The 16,909-nt window shown below is 38.5% G+C and carries 15 protein-coding genes and 1 pseudogene; all 16 read left to right on the top strand.

Annotation, left to right across the window (positions count from 1 at the left end):
- Positions 1 to 544: 544 nt before the first annotated feature.
- The 16 genes and pseudogenes from MUG84_RS03205 (at position 545) to comI (ending at position 16,717) form a co-directional block, all read left to right on the top strand.
- Positions 545 to 1,045 carry a dihydrofolate reductase gene (locus MUG84_RS03205; RefSeq protein ID WP_244719743.1) on the top strand — a complete coding sequence of 167 codons (501 nt, stop codon included), beginning with the start codon at positions 545 to 547 and terminating at the stop codon, positions 1,043 to 1,045.
- Between the two features lie 241 nt (positions 1,046 to 1,286).
- Complete coding sequence (locus MUG84_RS03210) at positions 1,287 to 1,862, top strand: hypothetical protein (RefSeq protein WP_244719747.1); 576 nt, start codon at positions 1,287 to 1,289, stop codon at positions 1,860 to 1,862.
- Between the two features lie 278 nt (positions 1,863 to 2,140).
- Complete coding sequence (locus tag MUG84_RS03215; RefSeq protein WP_244719751.1) at positions 2,141 to 2,665, top strand: GNAT family N-acetyltransferase; 525 nt, start codon at positions 2,141 to 2,143, stop codon at positions 2,663 to 2,665.
- Positions 2,666 to 2,972: 307 nt separating this feature from the next.
- Positions 2,973 to 3,728 carry a DUF4085 family protein gene (locus MUG84_RS03220; RefSeq protein WP_244719754.1) on the top strand — a complete coding sequence of 252 codons (756 nt, stop codon included), beginning with the start codon at positions 2,973 to 2,975 and terminating at the stop codon, positions 3,726 to 3,728.
- Between the two features lie 313 nt (positions 3,729 to 4,041).
- Positions 4,042 to 5,073: a phosphotransferase gene (locus MUG84_RS03225; RefSeq protein ID WP_244719757.1), complete on the top strand. Its 1,032-nt coding sequence runs from the start codon at positions 4,042 to 4,044 to the stop codon at positions 5,071 to 5,073.
- A 288-nt stretch (positions 5,074 to 5,361) separates the two neighbouring features.
- Complete coding sequence (locus MUG84_RS27430) at positions 5,362 to 6,279, top strand: Sir2 family NAD-dependent protein deacetylase (RefSeq protein WP_244719760.1); 918 nt, start codon at positions 5,362 to 5,364, stop codon at positions 6,277 to 6,279.
- Positions 6,280 to 6,528: 249 nt separating this feature from the next.
- On the top strand, positions 6,529 to 7,101 hold the full coding sequence (locus tag MUG84_RS03235; protein ID WP_244719763.1) for a class I SAM-dependent methyltransferase: 573 nt from the start codon (positions 6,529 to 6,531) through the stop codon (positions 7,099 to 7,101).
- A gap of 251 nt (positions 7,102 to 7,352) precedes the next feature.
- A complete protein-coding gene (locus MUG84_RS03240) occupies positions 7,353 to 7,934 on the top strand; it encodes a GNAT family N-acetyltransferase (protein WP_244719766.1) in 582 nt (193 codons plus the stop codon).
- Between the two features lie 344 nt (positions 7,935 to 8,278).
- Positions 8,279 to 8,731: a VOC family protein gene (locus MUG84_RS03245; protein WP_244719770.1), complete on the top strand. Its 453-nt coding sequence runs from the start codon at positions 8,279 to 8,281 to the stop codon at positions 8,729 to 8,731.
- 858 nt (positions 8,732 to 9,589) lie between these two features.
- Complete coding sequence (locus MUG84_RS03250) at positions 9,590 to 10,384, top strand: alpha/beta fold hydrolase (RefSeq protein ID WP_244719790.1); 795 nt, start codon at positions 9,590 to 9,592, stop codon at positions 10,382 to 10,384.
- Positions 10,385 to 11,283: 899 nt separating this feature from the next.
- Positions 11,284 to 11,880: a GNAT family N-acetyltransferase gene (locus tag MUG84_RS03255; protein ID WP_244719795.1), complete on the top strand. Its 597-nt coding sequence runs from the start codon at positions 11,284 to 11,286 to the stop codon at positions 11,878 to 11,880.
- 364 nt (positions 11,881 to 12,244) lie between these two features.
- Positions 12,245 to 13,234 carry a hypothetical protein gene (locus MUG84_RS03260; protein WP_244719798.1) on the top strand — a complete coding sequence of 330 codons (990 nt, stop codon included), beginning with the start codon at positions 12,245 to 12,247 and terminating at the stop codon, positions 13,232 to 13,234.
- Positions 13,235 to 13,517: 283 nt separating this feature from the next.
- On the top strand, positions 13,518 to 14,090 hold the full coding sequence (locus MUG84_RS03265; RefSeq protein ID WP_244719801.1) for a GNAT family N-acetyltransferase: 573 nt from the start codon (positions 13,518 to 13,520) through the stop codon (positions 14,088 to 14,090).
- A gap of 938 nt (positions 14,091 to 15,028) precedes the next feature.
- Positions 15,029 to 15,477 (top strand): annotated as a pseudogene (locus tag MUG84_RS03270) (hypothetical protein).
- Positions 15,478 to 15,706: 229 nt separating this feature from the next.
- Positions 15,707 to 16,456, top strand: a complete 750-nt coding sequence (locus MUG84_RS03275) for a class I SAM-dependent methyltransferase (protein WP_244719802.1) — start codon at positions 15,707 to 15,709, stop codon at positions 16,454 to 16,456.
- 165 nt (positions 16,457 to 16,621) lie between these two features.
- The gene (gene comI / locus MUG84_RS03280; protein WP_227011709.1) at positions 16,622 to 16,717 is read left to right on the top strand and encodes a competence inhibitor ComI; all 96 of its coding nucleotides are present in this window, start codon (positions 16,622 to 16,624) and stop codon (positions 16,715 to 16,717) included.
- Positions 16,718 to 16,909 lie beyond the last annotated feature (192 nt).

Raw genomic sequence — 16,909 nt, forward strand, 5'->3', positions numbered from 1 at the left:
GTGGGACTCCGAAATAAGAATTGATACTTCTGAGTTGACAAATTTATGTTTAGAAATAAATGAATCAAATGAAGAAGATGAATTTATAAAGATAGCTTGTTTATGTGATAAGCCAGGAGTGGAAGGAGGATTCTTATATATAGATTCTGATCAACTAATAATTTATGACCAAGCGAATAACGAATTAACATTTGAAGATATGAAGTTATTAGCCAAACGATACTGGAACAAGATTTGATAGTAAATCAAGAAGGCAGTACCTTCGTCTAATGCATCGGGCATTCGCCCTCGGTCCGGCAGAAGTAAGATGAGGATTCGGGGATGCAATTGGCAGTAGCAAGGAAGCATATCCAACCGGACACACCCGCACCAACTAACCGCATCGCGGCCGTCCCTTCAGGACTTAAGGTGGTGGGGCGTCGTGAATATATAACGTTAGACGCAATTGCCTAAATACTATATTTGTTACACCCCATAATTCAATGGGTGTAACTGAAATTTTTGAAGAACATAAAAATAAAAAGTCATTTAACGGGGGGATCTCATGGTAGTCTCAATAATTGCAGCTGTTTCAATTAATCGAGTGATTGGAATGGATGAAGTAATTCCTTGGAATATACGAGGCGAACAAAAACGATTTAAGGATTTAACCTTAGGCAATTCAATTATAATGGGGAGAAAGACTTATGAATCGATTGGTAAACCATTACCTAACAGACAGACAATAATTATCACAAGAAATCAAGAATTAATTATTGATAATTGTAAAACTGTCAGATCACTTGAAGAAGCTTACAGATTACTGAAAGATGAGGAAGAGATATTTATTGCTGGTGGTGGAGAGATATATAAAGAAGCTCTGCAGTATGCGGACAAAATTTATCTAACAGTAATTGATAAACATATCGAAGGAAATATTTTTTTTCCAGAATTTAATGCAAGCGATTTTAACATTACTTACCAAGAGCAAGTTCAGGCTGAAATTCCTTATACATACTACACATTTGAGAGAAAGACATTTGAAAAGGAACACAGAAAGAGTTAATTGCAATTTGTAGGGAAACTCGAAGAAGAGGCAACTACGTCTAACACTGTATCTACGCTGCGGGGTTTATGCCCCTTGGTCTGCAAGAGGGATTTCGGGGAAGATTATTCAGCAGACAACCCTGACTGCCTAACCGCGCTCGCGGCCGGATCTACGGTCCTTAAGGCAGTAAGGGTTCGTAGATACAACAACGTTATAGGAAATCAACGCAAGATCATAAAGCCCTTTGTGGAGGAATTCGATGATGTTTGCATTTGTTACTCATTGTTATAATACAGTTCCCTTTAGAAGTTTGTCTGCATTATCTAAATCTGAAGCATTGAAAGTAATGGCAAATTTGTGCGATGACTCACCTTTTTTTGAAAGGTTCAAAGAACCACATCAATATTGGGAGAATCGCATAGAGGCTGAAACATGGTTAAGAACTGAATTTATCCATAAAGGAGGTAAACCTAAAGCTAGATATCCGTTTTATTCATTGCTTGGGCCAGCAACTTGGATAATGAATTATTCAATTACTTCGGGTATAACAGTTGACACACTCGAAATTCCAATCTCTATTTTTAATGAAGAAGATATTAGTTTTACCGTGCCGGATAGTATGGTTTCTTATTGGATAGGTCGAGACAAGCCCGAAGCTTATTATCAATCGAAATTTCATGGACAAGTATTTACACTATCTGAGATAAGATCACTAGTAACAATTGAGTTTATGAATAGCATTGAATCAATGCATCCCATAGGTACAATACCTTATGTTGAAGCACAAATATGGAACCATGAAATTGCTATTGATTTTTATAATAGAAAGGCATAACACCGTTAAGTCCTGAAGAATATTCGAAGAAGGCGCTGACATCCTATAACATCATATCTACGCTGCGTCGCTACGCTCCTTGGTCTGCCCGGAGAAAATTCGGAGAAGTTGAATCATGCAGACAACCCTGTAAGGCTAAGTGCTGAAGCCACCCAGTCGCTGCGCTCCTTTTAGCCTTTCGGGTTCGTAGATACAACAACGTTATAGGAAATCAGCGCAAAACGTAAAATTATTTATTTCATTTATAACTATATCATTGATTAGAGGGAGAATTATTCATGAAAGTTGAGCTGAAACCCCCAACATTTGAAGAAAAGGAAATATTAAAGAATTTACTTGAACATTATCTATATGAACTAAGTTGTTATTCTGATCAAATCGATATAAATAAAATTGGTCAATATGGCTATCGATACTTGGATCATTACTGGACAGATGAAGATAGACATGCTTTTTTGATCTTATTGGAAGATAAATTAGTCGGTTTGGCGATGGTTAGGAAATTTGATTATAGCGGGAATAGTAAAGATTACAGATGGTTAATGTCTGAGTTTTTTATCTTGAGGAAGTATCAAAACCAAGGAATTGGCAGAATGGCTGCTCATCAACTTTTCAATTTATTTTCGGGTCCATGGATCGTTGCTCAAATGGAGAATAACATTCCATCACGTAGATTTTGGGAGAAAGTAATATTCGAGTTTACGAATGGAGAATATCAACAATCTAAATTAGGGAAACAACCAGCACAGGAGTTTGTATCTAAAGAGAATGTCACAGGTAAGGAAAGTAGATATATAATCTGAATCATTTGGGTGCAATTCAAGAAGGCGCTGACATCCTATAACACCGTATCTACGCTGCGTCGCTAACGCTCCTTGGTCTGCCCGAAGATTTTCGGAGAAGTGAAGCCAGTCAGACAACCCTGCACCACCTAACCGCGCCGTGGCCAGTCGCTAACGCTCCTTTAAGGTGGTGAGGGTTCGTAGATACAAGAACGTTATAGGAAATACGGGAGTGAAAATAATTATGTATGTTATTTCGGAGATGATAGATTGAAACTTAATTGTAAAAGTTTTAATTTTTAACGGGCAGAGAGGAGATATTTATTTAATGAGATATTTTACGAAAGAATGGTACGAACTTAGTCAAAGAACAAGTTTTCATTTACTTTTAGAGGAAGAAAGTCAAGCGGAAACATTCTCAGAAGCATATTTCCAACAACTCTACAGTGCCGAATTAAACAAATGGCTTCATCTCCACGAAGAAGTGGCTTCCATTATGCAAGCGAACGGAACAAATGAGCCTTTCAATAAAGATAAAGAAACGAAACAATTTTATGAATCGATCATTTATAATCAAGAGCATTTAAAAAAGTCATTACCAGAAACTATTTTGAATCAGATTGCTGATCTAAGGGTTTTTGCCTTAAATAAAGCAACACGTGATGTTATAAATACTGTATCTCAATTTTGTGAGGATAATAAGAGGTCTGTAGATACAACAATTGATAATTACAGAAAATATCATACAGAAGCCTCATTATCCATGGATAGAGAAATTGTTGATAATTTCAGATTTCATGATTGTAGGATTATCAAATCAATTCTGAATGATAAATCCATAACATTACTTCTTGACAACACTGGTGGTTTTACAGACATCGACGAACTTATCTTTGAGAATGTTACGATAATAAAACAAGACGCTGGATTGGAAAATTCATGGTGGTTATATGAGGAAGTATATAAAGTGAATGACAAATACGAATTTCACATGTTGCTTCAGAATCAGGATACAGGACTAATTAATTTTATCATCTCAGCCGAGCAAGCCTTTTTTAGAAGGCTGGGGTCCGATGTTGATTAAGTTAACGGGGAAATTTGGTATGTCTCAACATGTAAATGAAAAAATAAGTAAAAGAATAAGACAAGAATAAAAATTGAGGTATTTCAAGAGGCCCCGTACTTCCTATAACACTGTATCTACGATGCGTGGGACAAGCCCCCTTGATCTGCCTGAAGTGATTCGGAGATGTGAGGATCAGGCAGATAACCCTGCAAGGCTAAGTCCTGCGGACCCAGTCGCTGGCGCTCCTTTAAGCCTTTCGGGTTCGCAGATACTGAAACGTTATAGGAAATCAGCGCAAAACTAAAAAGTAAAAATGAAAGGAACAAATCAAATGAATAATCAATACAATTTACAATTTGAAAAATTGAGTAATATATTAAAACTTGGTGAAATAGTTGAAACACCCAAAGAAATATCGGGTGGACTGTTACACAGGATGTTTGAAATAGAAACTTCAAAAGGGAAAATTGCTATTAAAGTATTAAACCCACAAATTATGGCAAGACCAACAGCTCTACATAATTTTATCAGATCAGAAAGAATCGCCAATATTGCAGCCAATAGTTTACCTGCTAAACCGGCAAAAACAATTGATGGCAAGTCCATTCATAACATAGACAATCATTTTTACCTTATTTTCGATTGGATCGATGGAAATAGTCTGAAATCTCATGAAGTAAATATTGGTCATTGTAAGAAGATTGGATCGATTCTTGCGGACATTCACAAGACAGATTTCTCTCAAATAGAAAATAGAAATAATTATGATAATTTTGATAATACGGGAGTAACGGATTGGAATTCCTACTTAACTAAAGGGGAAGAGATTAATTCTGTTTGGGTGAATCTGTTACAGGAAAACATTAAACAACTTTTTGTCTGGAGTGATAAGGCAAAGAAATCTTCTAGAATGTTAGCAGCCGAACAGGTCATAAGCCACGGAGATCTAGAACCCAAGAACGTTATGTGGTTTCAAGAAAATCCAGTAATAATAGATTGGGAGTCGGCTGGGTATATAAATCCAATGCACGATTTGGTTGAAACAGCTATTTATTGGTCTGTAAATGAATCAAGGAGTAATGACAAAGAGAGATTTTTAGCTTTTATTAGCGGATATCAAAAACGATTTGGCATTCTACAAGCCGATTGGAGAATGGTTTTAGAACACGGTTATTTAGGCAAGTTAGACTGGCTGGAATATAGCTTAAAGCGATCATTGTGGATTGAATGCACAGACGAAAAAGAACAGCGGAGGGGAACTTTACAAGTGGCAGATACAATAAATGCATTAATACAATATGAAGAAATGGTTTCAGAAATAGAAAACTGGCTAAAGAATGATATAAACAAAGACTTTAATTAAATCGAAGAGGGCGCTGACATCCTATAACAAAGTATTCACGCTGCGGCTACGCCTTGGTCTACAAGAAGTGATTCACGGAATTAATTCAGCAGACAACCCTGCGATCCTAAGTCTGTCGACCCGTTGCGCTACGCTTCACTTAAGGCTCTCGGGTTCGTGAATACAATAAAGTTATAGGAAATCAGCTTAAAAACAAAAAATCAAAATCTATTAATCCGACTTGTTTATATCTAGAAAGTCAGAATGCAATAAAATTATACATAATATATGGATGTAGGTGATTTCTTAGTGGATATTATCTTTAGTATAAATGAGTTGGATCATGGGGGATATTTCATTGAACGCGGTGCTTATATTCGCGAAGGTGTTATCGGACTTTATTTTGGGTTAATAACTGAAAAGCAACTCCCTAAATCAATTTCTAATTTATCATCCGAGTTAATTAGGCGGAATGTCGCCTGCAAGGAATATGAAGATGGAAAGAAACATTGGTATTTTCCGAATCATGAGAGTATTGATAAACGTACTTTTGATTCTTATTTTCAAAAAAATAATCAAAATCCAAAAAATATAGTAGAACAGGTTGTTCATCAGAATTCATCATCTAATAGCCCCCAGAGCATTAATGTAAATAAGCTTGCAGAATTATTGATGGGCAAGAAGGTGTTAATGTTTACTGGAGCTGGAATATCCGTATCTTCAGGCGTACCCGATATGTTTCATCTTGAACAGCTTATTAATGAAGCATTTAATCCAATGAATGATTATGTAATAGAACTTATCGAGAACAAATCAGAAAATCGACTGGCGCAAGTAAAAAAGTTACATGGGCTTTTTGTATACTCTGAACCGTCAATTTCTCATTTGAGAATTGCTGATTTATGTAACTTATACAGCTATGATTTAATCACAGGAAATCTTGATGGTCTTCATGAAAAAACTGGTATTACCCCCCAATACTATACCGAGGAAAAGCATGTAGTGGATAATTTGGGTGGATATGAATTATTGCTTACCATTGGTCTTGGAGATGAAGGGAATATTAATCTAACCGATAAGTATCGTAAAGCTAACCCCTTAGGTAAAGTTATTGCTATTAATAAAGAACGTCCACAATACTTAGGCTCTAACGATTATCTAATTGCTGGTGATAGTGATGAAATTTTAGAAAAACTATGTAATCAGTTAAATGACAATGGAGATTAAAATAGTTGTAAGTATTCGAAGAAGACGCTGACATCATTTAACACCGTATTCCCGCTGCGATCCTGTCGGCTCTTGGTCGCCTGAGGGATTTCGGAGAAGCAGATTCAGACGACAACCCTGCACTGCCTAACTGCGTCGCGGCCGCTCCCTTCGGTCGCTTAAGGCAGTGAGGGTTCGGGAATACAAGAACGTTATATGAAACCACCCTAAAACCAAATTGTAAAACATAAAAGAAAGGGGAAAGACAATATGATTGATCTTACAAATCTATCTCCAACTCAATCAATTAAAATCATCGTTGGAGCCTCATCACAATCATATCCGGGATGGATACAAACTCAAGAAGAAGAATTAAACTTGATTGTAAGACAGGACTGGGTGAATAGTTTTGGAGATAGGAAAATAGATACTATTTTATGCGAGCATGTTTGGGAACATCTAACTTATGAAGAAGGGGTAAGAGCAGCTGAAATATGTTATGAGTTTTTGAAGCCAGGGGGATATATACGCTGTGCGGTTCCAGATGGATTTTTCCAGAATGAATGGTATCAGAACATTGTTCAGATTGGCGGACCGGGACCTTCCGATCATCCTGCTGCTAGTCATAAGATCGTACACAATTACCGGACATTACGAGGGATGTTCGAAGAAGCTGGATTTGAAGTAAAATTACATGAGTATTGTGACGAGACAGGGAAGTTTCATTATAACGAGTGGGATCCTGAAGGAGGCTTTATATATAGGTCTTATCGATTTGATCATAGAAATAAAGACGGAGAATTAGGGTTTGTTTCATTGATTGTAGATGCAGTGAAGCAATAATATTTCGTGAGAAAGTCGAAGAAGCGGGTGGTATCATATAACACCATATCTACGCTGCGGGCCATTCGGCCCTTGGTTCGCAAGAAGAGGTGGGCAGAGAAGCGGAATCAGCTCACAACCCTGCGAGGCTAAGTCCGTCGGACCCGGCGCATTCACGCCTTAAGCCTCTCGGGTTCGTGAATACAAGAACGTTATCTGCAATAGCTGCAATACATAAAAAACTTATCACAATCAAGTATCAGGAGGCGCTGATGATTAAAACTAACAAGTCCTTGATATTACTCTATCCCTCTGATCAAACTCTCTCTGATATATCTTTACCGGATGGATACATATTAAGAAACTACAACAATGACGATAAGGATCAGTATAACAAGTTATTAGAATTGGAAGGCTGGAATTTGAATGATGAGGGATTTAAAGTGTTCTACGATGCTGTACTCCCTAATGGAATATTTATTATAGAAGATGAAGGGACTGGGCAAATCGTTTCCACAGCAGCTGCCATTCATAACCCAAATTGTTCGCACCATTACTTTCCGTTCGGTGGAGAGGTTGGTTTTGTAATTACACGGCCAGAGCACAGAGGAAAGGCAATTGGAACATTTATAACATCAATAAGCGTAAAGAGATTAATAAGTGGAGGATACTTCTCTATCAGGGCAGTGACACATGATCATCGATTGTCTGCAATAAAGACCTATTTGAATATAGGATTCCAACCATTTATTTACCAGGAAGATATGGAGAGTAGATGGAATGAAGTGATAAAGCAATTAAATTTATATAATAAACATGTAAACTACATAAATAAGGGCGATTTTGAGGGTTGATTCGAAGAAGGCAGCTACAACAGATAACACTGTTTTCCTGCTGAGGGGCTTACGCCCCTTGGTCTGCCCGAGGAATTTCGAGGAAGCTTAGACAGGCAGACACACTTGCACTGACTAACCGCGTCGCAGCCGCCCCTACGGGGCTTAAGTCAGTGAGGCATCGGGTACACAATAACGTTATATGACATACCCGCAAATCCAATTTCACATTTTCCTATACTATGACTTCTTATTGTTGTCAACAATTGTTACAAAGCATTATTTTTAGAATAATATAATTATTCTTGATTTGAACAATATTGAAGATGATCAGGTAGAAAATTTGTACACGAGGAGATAAAACTATGACAAAAAACAAATTACTAAGAATGGACAATGTCGGCATCGTTGTAGAATCCCTTGATAACGCAATCTCTTTCTTCGAGGAGATTGGCTTGAGCCTCGAAGGGCGAGCCAATGTCGAAGGTGAATGGGCTGGTTGCGTAACCGGACTAGGTTCTCAGTGTGTAGAGATTGCTATGATGGTTACCCCAGATGGCCACAGCCGACTTGAACTTTCGAGATTTCTCACCCCACCTACTATATCAGATCACCGGACTGCTCCTGTAAACTCCCTCGGTTATCTACGCGTCATGTTTACAGTTCAAGACATTGATGAAATGGTATCCAGACTCAGTAAGTATGGTGCTCAGCTCGTTGGCGAAGTGGTTCAGTACGAGGACTCGTATCGGCTCTGCTACATTCGTGGAATTGAAGGACTTCTAATCGGTTTGGCGGAACAACTCGGTAACAAATAAGTAAGTGACGGTTTATAAAAAGCCTTTACTGAAATATACTTTAATAGAGTAAAAATAGAAACAGTAAGGCAGTGTGAAAGTAACTCGAAGAAGTCGAGTGCGTCATAAAACATCGTATTCACGCGGCGGGCTGACGCCCTTGGTCCGACCGAAGTTAAGAAGCCAGGAAGCATATTCAGCCGGACAACCTCTGCGAGGCTAAGTTTTCGCCCCGGCGCTATGCGCCTTAAGCCTCTCGGACTTGTGAATACAAGAACGTTAGGCGACATCCTTTAAAAACTTATTATCTGAGGTACTTAAAAGATGATCAATATATCCCTTTCTTTAGAGCATAAGGGTTGGGCGAATATTAAATTCTGGAATAATAATGATGAAATTAGCATACCAGGGTCATTTTTAACAGATTGTATAGATGAATTAATTACAAAGATTGCAGAATAGCCGAAGGTGCATCTGAAGTCGTGATCAGACTGAACCTGGTGAGTATAGAATTCAAATCATTCAACAGATGAATGGAAATAGTCATTTAAAGATAATTGAAATGGATGACAATTTTCAGGGCAGAATTTGATTGAGGGTAAGTGCCTCTTCGAAGATGATATCCAACTAAAAAATTAATTAATAATTTAAGACATTTGAAGGTAGCCGACTTTTTCTTCAGCTGCTTTTTCTTAACTAGTGGAAAGTTATTTGCGCAACGAACATAAAAAGAAGTCCCTAACCCTCTTGCACCTTACGCGACGTCACGCTTTATACTACAGATACTAATAAATAGCTAGCATCAAAGAAAGGGGAGGTTTTTGAAAACAGACTAATGGTCATTCAGAAGTGAATTATAAATCTCAGGAGGCAAATACAATGAAAAAAATACTTTCGAAAGATGGAACCACCATTGCGTTTGATATATCCGGGAATGGACCGGCGATCATCCTGGTATGCGCTGCATTCCAAACTCGTTCGGATCAGATGATGTTGCAGCTTGCTTCGCTTCTGTCACCCCACTTTACCGTATTCAACTACGATCGTCGGGGTCGAGGGGATAGCGGCGACACGGCGCCGTACGCAGTTGAGCGCGAAGTCGAAGATATCGAAACTCTTATCAACGAGGCTGGTGGATCGGCATTCGTATTCGGCATGTCTTCCGGAGGAGTTCTTGCCCTAGAAGCAGCTCGCAAGCTTGCTATCACGAAGCTGGCATTGTACGAGCCACCGTTCGTCGTTGACAATTCGCGTCATCCTCTGCCGGAGGATTATTTAAAGCAGCTCAAAGAGCTGACAGCATTGGGTCGCCGAGGCGACGCAGTTGAGTATTTCTTGACGAAAGCAGCAGGCGTTCCTGCCGATTTCGTTGCTCCGATGCGAAGTGCGCCATTCTGGCCTGCGATGGAAGATGTAGCGCACACATTGGTCTATGATGGCATCATCATGGGTGACACCATGTCGGGCAACCCATTGCCAGCCGAGCGGTGGTCTTCCGTCTCGATCCCTACGCTCGTGGTGGGTGGAGGGACAAGTCCTGAATACCAGCAAAATGCGGTAAAAACGCTCGTGGACAGACTCCCCAATGCAAAGTGCCACATCTTGGAGAGTCAGGATCATAACGTGGCTCCGGATTTCCTCGCTCCTGTTTTGACTGAATATTTCTCCAAGTAAAATTAAAGGAGCTGCCTCGGCGGCTCTTTTTTCACGAAAAAAACAGCAACATAATTGACTAACAGAATATCTTTTTCCATCATTTTACCGATCGACAACAGATTGAAAGTTTTCAATTAGATTTAATTTCGTGCACTTTTGCTGTTCCACTGATCCGAAAGAGATTGAATAATATGGAATATTCGCATAACATACTTCGTAAAGGGTTAATTACGAATTTCGCAATTATATTTCTGGGAGCAAGGATTGCGAAATTTATAGAATATGAGTTATGTGAAATCTCCGGTAAAGCTTATTGATAAATGAAAGGGAGGTATGCAATTGTGCCGGATCATAAAGATAAATTTAGTCAGTATGCTCTATGTGCTTTGTTTCCTTTCGAGCTAATGGTTAACGTGTTTAGAATTAGTAGGCAGACAGGTTGGGATATTGGCACGGTAAACAATTTAAGTTCAGCAATTTTTTATTACTGAATTGGTATTGGGGACAATCACATTCTATTTACTATAATTAATAGAGTATATCGAGAAATAATAAAATTAAGAAATTTAGGACAAGAATATAAGAGATTATGGGGAATAGAATTCCCTCAAACATCTTTTGAAAGATTAGAAAAAGCCAAAGAATGAAAATTCAGGATAACAAATGAAAGTTTGTTCAAAGAAGAAAGTACGTCATATAACAACGTATCTACGCCACGGGGCTAACACCCCTTGGTTTGCCCGAAGATTTTCGAAGAAATGGAATCAGGCAAACAACCCTACACCACCTAACCGCGCCGCGGCCAGTCGCTAACGCTCCTTTAAGGTGGTGAGGGTTCGTAGATACAAGAACGTTATCGGAAATCAATGCAAACAATTTTTGTATTAGGTAAAAAGAAAATCGAGGAGGAACAAGCGATGGAGGAAAATTCAATGAAAATAGATTATAGTGAATACTTTTGGCAGGATGATAAAGTCAGATTACGTGCAATACTTCCAGATGATTGGAAAGGAGATTATGTTAGTAAATTTGATACTCCTGCACGTCGTCTTCTAGAATGTTCGACAGAATTGCCGCCAACTACTGCGGATTCAAAGAAATTTGCAGAGGAAAATGCTGATTTTTCATCAACAAATGGAAGAATCATGTTTACTCTTGAGACCTTAGAAGGTGAAAGCATAGGAGGTATCAATCTTAATAGTATTAATGAAAGAAATGGTACGTTCAGTATCGGAATAGTAATAGATAAAGAATATCGTGGTATGGGTTATGGCACAAGAGTGATGAAGATTCTGTTAAGGTACGCATTCCTGGAACGAAGGCTTAATAAATTCAACGACTCTGTTCTTGAGGGAAATGAAGCATCTGCAAAGATGATGGAGAAACTCGGATGTATTCAGGAAGGCATACGGCGACAGGTGGTCTATATTAATGGGAAATTTAAAGACTTCATATTGTATGGATTAACGAAAGACGAATTTGTTGAAAAGCATAGAGAAGAGTTAAACCTCTAGCACTGACTTCCGACGGACAAATGTGAGTTAAATCGAGGAAGGCATTGAAATCCGATAACAATATATTCAGGCATTGGCTCCTTACATCAAAAGACAGCAGAGCGGTGTAGAAAGGAAGTAGAAACGGCAGAGGGAAATGCGAAGAGTTCGGAGCTAGAGTATATGATGAAGAGCTTGCTGGTTCCTTCATGATATTAGTGCTGTATTTCCAAACGAAGTAAGAATTGAAGTTTCAAGAAGTCTTGGGATTAATGTACTATTCGAGGACAGATTCTCCGGAATTCTTCAAGGAAGATCAATTACGCTCGCTTTGGGTTTTAGTTAGATTAAAATCATCGTTTCAAGTGAGGTGGAGTTGAAAATTATGAATGCAAATCAAGATCAGCCAATTCCCTATGCGGTTTTCGAGAATGATATTCAATTTCCGATATTGGATATTACTCATCCCCTTTTCAACGGAAGTATTGATGAACAGGCGTATCATTTGAGCTGCCTCAAGTCAGCCCGGAGCATTGAATCATTAAAGAAGATGCCTGGCTTTATCCGGAACATCTTTGTGAAAATGTCGAATGTTGACAATTCTTATCTTAGCGGCATGCGTACCTTGTTGTACAAACTTGGCCCCGACTTAAGCCGGGGGATAAAATTAGGTTTCCGGGACAAGTGGGCGGTAAAGCAAACCTCTTTCATGGGACTTCGGATCAGGCTGAGGGATCTTTGCCGGCGCCAGTCGAAACTTTTGCAGATCCAGCTTAAACAATTCCCTGAACGGAACCTTTGTTTCTTCAATATCGCTGGGGGGGCCGCCACCGACAGTATCAACACCCTGATTCTAATTCAGGAATCGGATCCGGAATTACTCAAGGGACGGAAGATTGAGATAAACATTTTAGATATAGATACCTACGGACCCAATTTCGCAAAACGGTGCATCGATGTTTTGAAGCAGCCGGGGGAACGCTTCCATGGCCTAGACATTACCCTCAATATCATTCATTATGACTGGAGCCAATCGGAGGCATTACTAAAGATGAGTTTGGAACGATCCGGCTGGACTCAGCTCTGTTCATCGGAGGGAGGGCTTTTTGAGTACGGTTTGGATTCAGATATCATTGAAAATTTAAACCATTTCTTTACTAACTCCCCGGCGGACGCCCGGGTTACGGGTTCCTTAATATTCGACCGGTCGCATGTAAATCCGGGATATCTGGGATTTACAGAGTTTATTGGCGTGCAAATCCGATATCTTGGGCTGGAGGGGTTGCAGAGAATATTATCTCAAACCTCGTGGGTTTTGGAAGAATCCCATGAAATTGATACGATCTATATTCTGTTTTCATTGAAGAAAGCGTGACTTAAGTCACCATGGTTGAAGGAAGTATATTTTTAAATTGAAAGAACAAGTGGTTTGCTGTATCAAAGATGGCATTAACATCCAATAACACCGAATTCAAGCTACGGAGCTAACGCCCCTCGGTCCTGGAAGTAAGGGTGACGGGACACATCCGCACCGACTAACCGCATCGCGGCCGGCCCTGAAGGGCCTTAAGTCGGTAGGACGTCGTGAATGCAAGAACGTTATAGGAAATCCCCGCTAAGACATAAATGCAAACAAAATATTTTAAGGAGATGTTTTCTTGAATCCAATATTATTAGATTTCCCAAGTCAATTTTTTACTGAAAGATTACTGATCAGAAGTCCTTTACCTGGAGATGGAAAGGTAGTTTATGAATCGATTATGGCTTCGATAAATGAATTGAGAAGATGGCTTCCTTTTGCACAGAAAGAGCAGTCAGAACAAATAATAGAGGCCAATTTAAGGGAAGCACATTTGAGATTCTTAAAGAGAGAAGATCTTAGATTTCTTGTCTTTCATAAGGAAACCAATCAATATATTGGGTCCTCAGGTCTACATAATCCCAACTGGAACATACCTAAATTCGAAATTGGATATTGGATAGACTCACGTCATAGTGGACAAGGATACATGACCGAAGCAGTACAAGGTATTTCAGACTTTGCATTTTATGTATTAAAGGCTCGAAGAGTAGAAATCCGTTGTGACACATTAAATGATAAGAGTAGGTCAATTCCAGAAAGATTAGGATTTACATTGGAAGGGACATTAAGAAATGAAGATACATCTGTTGATGGAAGTACATTAAGGGATACATATATTTTTGCAAAGATTGATGTGAATAGCTTGTAAGTAATTCAAAGAAGGCGTTGACATCATATAACACCATATTCACGCACTGGGATAACACCCCTGGTCTGCAAGAGTGTGAGGGTTCGTGAACACATGAACGCTAGCAGAAATTCCTTGGACAAAGACAAGAAATGTGAGGGATAGATATTTCAAACCTAATTTCAGTAATTCGAAGAAATCTATTTACACTTAATATTATTCCTATAGTTTTGTTTCATTTCGTTTTGTTACCTATTTGGTTTCTGGTAAATGTAGTTGAAGAATTGTGGGTAATAACAATATTTTCAGCAATTGGAACAACAATTATTTTTCCATATTATCAGGTTGTTGTTAATGGAAGATATAATAGAGATCATAATAATTATCGTTTTATAGAGAACGGGATATTAATATCATCTGCAACTTTAGTATCACATGCCTTGAACTACTTAAATTGGGGCCTATCGTCTCGAAGCTTACTGAACCCTGATTCAGAAACACTATTAATATTGAAATGGGAAATTATTATATCTTTATTAATAGTTTTTATAATGAGTTGTGTACAACTGATTGAATTGAAGAATATACAAAAAGGTAAAAGCAATAATATTTAGAGCTATAGATTAAAAGTAATTCGAGAAGAGGGAACCTCTGCTAACACTATGTTCACGTTTCGAGGGCATTCGCCCCTCGGTCCGGCAGGAGTCCGATGTGTGTTCGAAAAAGTAATTGGCAGGAGCAGGGAAGTGGAATCAGCCGGACACATCCGCACCGACTAACCGCATCGCGTCCGCCCTTCGGGCTTAAGGCGGTGAGGCGTCGGGAAAACACAAACGTTATAAGAAATCAGCGCAAACACAGAATGTCAAAGGCAATTTGTATAAACGGGTATTTTTATTTGAGATGGCAATATGGGAAATATAATTTGTTGTAGAGGACAAGAAAAGGAGTAGAAGTCAATGGTTCAATCACTCATCTTTGATATGGATGGAACACTTTTTCAAACAGATAAGATTTTAGAAATATCACTCAAAGATACTTTTAATCATCAGAAATCACTAAATAAATGGGATAAAGAAACTCCTATTGATAAATACATTTAGTTGCGATTGTAAATTTTTATAATTTGGATAACTGGGTTACTGAAACATTTAGTATCTAGCAAATAGAATCGTTGAATAAATCAGATTTAGTGAAGACTATTATAGATAAGTATGGTATTACTCATGGTGCAGTAGTAGGGGACCGAATTTCGGATATAAATGCAGCTAAGGATAATGGTTTGGTTGCAATAGGATGTAATTTTGATTTTGCACAAGAATATGAACTTTCTCAGGCTAATGTAGTTATAGAAGACTTAAATGAACTAAAATTAATTGTATCTCAGTTAAAGACTAACGGATATTGATAGTGTAGAGTCAAATTGTATGTATCTCGAAGAGGGCGATGACATCGTATCTACGCTGCGGGCTTTGCCCTTGGTTCGCAAGATGTGGTAAGCAGAGAAGTTGAATCAGCTCACAACCCTACGAGGCTAAGTCCGTCGGACGCGGCGCTGAGCGCCTTAAGCCTCTCGGGTTTGTAGATACAAGAACGTTATCTGAAATTCATATGAAAAAAAACTAAGAGGTGATTGAATGAATATTTCACTTAATGAAGGTCTGACTATTAATAAAGATAGCTGGGACGCTGCAGCTGAAAGATTTTTCGGTAGAACGGCATTGCCTGTCTATGGACCACACTCTCCATCAGAAGAGGAACTAAATCTCTTTGGAGATATTACAGGTAAGAGAGCTTTGGAAATTGGTTGCGGAAGCGGTCACTCTATCATGTATATGCTTGAACAAGGAGTTGAAGAGATATGGGGTCTTGATCTCTCGACTGTGCAGATCCAGACTGCGCAAAAGGTTTGTGGGTACAATGAAAAAGTGAAATTATTAGAGTCTTCTATGGAACAAGACCCTGGAATTCCCCATTGTTATTTTGATTATGTTTATTCAATTTATGCCTTAGGGTGGACGTTGGATCTTAAAAAGACACTTCATAACATACATTCATATTTAAGACCAGGTGGGACGTTTATTTTTAGTTGGGAACATCCAATACATAGCCGAGTAATACTTGATAATGAAATCATAAGATTTAATGCTTCATATAACGAAGAGAAACCGGCACTTCATGAGGCATGGAAGCCTCGGCCAGCTGTTTTCTTTCATCGTAAAATAAGTACATATATTAATGAATTGATTGAAGTAGGTTTTATTATTGAGAAGGTCTTGGAAGAAGTGAAGATAGATAGAGAAACTAAAAATGAGAACTCTTGGTACTCAAGTATTAAGGCTGAATTATATCCTGCAACTTTTATTATAAAGTGTAAAAAAATTTAACGAATATTCAAAGAAGCCAATGAACTTCGGATAACACCACAATGCAATTGCAAAAACTTATAAAAACTATATGAGAACACTTGTACGTATGTGTAAATAAAGGTAAAATATAGATACAATTGAATCTTGGGTGGGCAGGGTTTCCCTTCGAAAGGAGGTGAAGCCATGGAAGTTAAGGATGCATTAACGATTATGTTCCTATTTGGATCGTTCATTCTTGCTCTTTTAACCTACATTAATAATAACAACAAGAGAAAGTAAAAACCCACCCTAAGATTGGAAGTCGAAGGTGGGTTTGTTCCGCACTGACCAAGAAGGGAATACCCATCCAAGCCAATTGTATGGACCAAGTGTTAGCGCACTTGGTCTTTATTAACTATATAATAACACATGTAAAAACATGTATCAATTGATGATTGAAGATGATCGAGAAGCCATAAGTCAGTAGGACGT

Source organism: Paenibacillus mangrovi, from assembly GCF_022898935.1.
Classification (GTDB): domain Bacteria; phylum Bacillota; class Bacilli; order Paenibacillales; family Paenibacillaceae; genus Paenibacillus_AQ; species Paenibacillus_AQ mangrovi.

Excerpts from the sequence above, each read along its gene's own strand:
- MUG84_RS03205 (WP_244719743.1), top strand. The coding sequence starts at position 545 with ATGGTAGTCTCAATAATTGCAGCTGTTTCAATTAATCGAGTGATTGGA.
- MUG84_RS03210 (WP_244719747.1), top strand. The coding sequence starts at position 1,287 with ATGATGTTTGCATTTGTTACTCATTGTTATAATACAGTTCCCTTTAGA.
- MUG84_RS03215 (WP_244719751.1), top strand. The coding sequence starts at position 2,141 with ATGAAAGTTGAGCTGAAACCCCCAACATTTGAAGAAAAGGAAATATTA.
- MUG84_RS03220 (WP_244719754.1), top strand. The coding sequence starts at position 2,973 with ATGAGATATTTTACGAAAGAATGGTACGAACTTAGTCAAAGAACAAGT.
- MUG84_RS03225 (WP_244719757.1), top strand. The coding sequence starts at position 4,042 with ATGAATAATCAATACAATTTACAATTTGAAAAATTGAGTAATATATTA.
- MUG84_RS03235 (WP_244719763.1), top strand. The coding sequence starts at position 6,529 with ATGATTGATCTTACAAATCTATCTCCAACTCAATCAATTAAAATCATC.
- MUG84_RS03240 (WP_244719766.1), top strand. The coding sequence starts at position 7,353 with ATGATTAAAACTAACAAGTCCTTGATATTACTCTATCCCTCTGATCAA.
- MUG84_RS03245 (WP_244719770.1), top strand. The coding sequence starts at position 8,279 with ATGACAAAAAACAAATTACTAAGAATGGACAATGTCGGCATCGTTGTA.
- MUG84_RS03250 (WP_244719790.1), top strand. The coding sequence starts at position 9,590 with ATGAAAAAAATACTTTCGAAAGATGGAACCACCATTGCGTTTGATATA.
- MUG84_RS03255 (WP_244719795.1), top strand. The coding sequence starts at position 11,284 with ATGGAGGAAAATTCAATGAAAATAGATTATAGTGAATACTTTTGGCAG.
- MUG84_RS03260 (WP_244719798.1), top strand. The coding sequence starts at position 12,245 with ATGAATGCAAATCAAGATCAGCCAATTCCCTATGCGGTTTTCGAGAAT.
- MUG84_RS03275 (WP_244719802.1), top strand. The coding sequence starts at position 15,707 with ATGAATATTTCACTTAATGAAGGTCTGACTATTAATAAAGATAGCTGG.
- comI (WP_227011709.1), top strand. The coding sequence starts at position 16,622 with ATGGAAGTTAAGGATGCATTAACGATTATGTTCCTATTTGGATCGTTC.